The following is a 1778-nucleotide window of genomic DNA, read 5'->3' as shown; positions in this document are numbered from 1 at the left end:
ACCGAGGCGCGTCGGGCGGGGCGTAAGCCCGCTCAGATCGTGGACATGTCCTGGGATCCGATCACGCGGATCATCGGGAATCTGGGCATCTACACGAAGATCGATTTCGCCAACCGGGAAGTCGTGGAGTGCCACTCCACCTCGTCCCTGTTCCGCGGCTACTCGGTGTTCATGAAGGGCAAGGACCCCCGCGACGCCGGCTTCATCACCTCACGCATCTGCGGCATCTGCGGCGACAACCACACCACCTGCTCCAACTACGCCCAGCAGATGGCCTACGGCGTCAAACCCCCACCGCTCGCCGAACACATCACCAACCTCGGCGAAGCCGCCGAGTACATGTTCGACCACACGATCTTCCAGGACAACCTCGTCTTCGTCGACTTCTGCGAAGCCATGGTCAAAGCCACCAACCCCGGCGTCCTGGCCCGCGCCGAGCGCACCGAAGCCCCCCGCGGACACCTCCACGGCTACCGCACCATCGCCGACATCATGCGCGCCTTCAACCCCTTCGAAGGCGAAATCTACAAACAGGCCCTGAAAATGTCCCGCATCACCCGGGAAATGTTCTGCCTCATGGAAGGACGCCACGTCCACCCCTCCACCCTCTATCCCGGCGGCGTCGGCACCATGCCCCAACCCACCGTCTTCACCGACTACCTCGCCCGCCTCATGCGCGTCATCGACTTCGTCAAACAAGCCGTCGCCCTCAACGACGACGTCTTCGACTTCTTCTACCAGGCCCTGCCCGGCTACGAAGAAGTCGGCCGCCGCCGCATCCTCCTCGCCTGCTGGGGCGCCTGGCAAAACCCCGACATCGTCGACTACCGCTACGAAACGATGAACCACTGGGGCAAGGCCATGTACGTCACCCCCGGCATCATCGTCGACGGCCAACTCGTCACCAACAACCTCGTCGACATCAACCTCGGCCTGCGCATCCTCCTCGGCTCGAGCTACTACGACGACTGGACCGCCGAAGAACCCTTCGTCACCCACGACCCCCTCGGCAACCCCGTCGACATCCGCCACCCCTGGAACCAGACCACCCTCCCCCACCCCCAAAAACGCGCCTTCGACCACAACTACAGCTGGGTCATGAGCCCCCGCTGGCACCACCCCGAAACCGGCCAGCACCTCGCCCTCGACACCGGCGGCGGCCCCCTCGCCCGCCTCTGGTCCACCGCCCTGAACGGACTCGTCGACACCCCCTACATCAAAGCCACCGGCCACAGCGTCCGCATCACCCTCCCCCACGGCGAAAAACTCCCCGAAACCACCCTCGAATGGACCATCCCCCAATGGTCCAACACCATCGAACGCGACCGCGCCCGCCCCTACTTCATCGCCTACGCCGCCGCCATGGCCCTCCAATTCCTCGAACAAGCCCAACAACTCGTCCGCGCCGGCGAAACCAAAGTCTTCGAAAACTTCCACGTCCCCGACGAAGCCATCGGCTGCGGCTTCCACGAAGCCGTCCGCGGCGTCCTCTCCCACCACCTCGTCATCAAAAACCAGAAAATCGCCAACTACCACCCCTACCCACCCACCCCCTGGAACGCCAGCCCCCGCGACCCCTACGGCACCCCAGGACCCTACGAAGACGCCGTCCAAGGACAACCCATCTTCGAAGAGAACGACCCCGACACCTTCAAAGGCGTCGACATCATGCGCACCGTCCGCAGCTTCGACCCCTGCCTCCCCTGCGGCGTCCACATGTACCTCGGCAACGGCAAAACCCTCACCACCACCCACACCCCCACCTACGGAACCGACCA

The 1778-nt window shown here is 64.2% G+C and carries 1 protein-coding gene; it reads left to right on the top strand.

Annotated features, from left to right (window positions below; translation table 11 throughout):
- A partial coding sequence (locus ACF09J_RS35990) for a nickel-dependent hydrogenase large subunit (protein ID WP_392309662.1) occupies positions 1-1778 on the top strand: 1778 nt, incomplete at both ends.

The sequence above is a fragment of the Streptomyces sp. NPDC014889 genome (genome assembly GCF_043081205.1).
GTDB lineage: Bacteria > Actinomycetota > Actinomycetes > Streptomycetales > Streptomycetaceae > Streptomyces.
The sequence above is the reverse complement of the archived record's forward strand: the minus strand, read 5'-3'. Positions and strand labels throughout refer to the sequence as shown.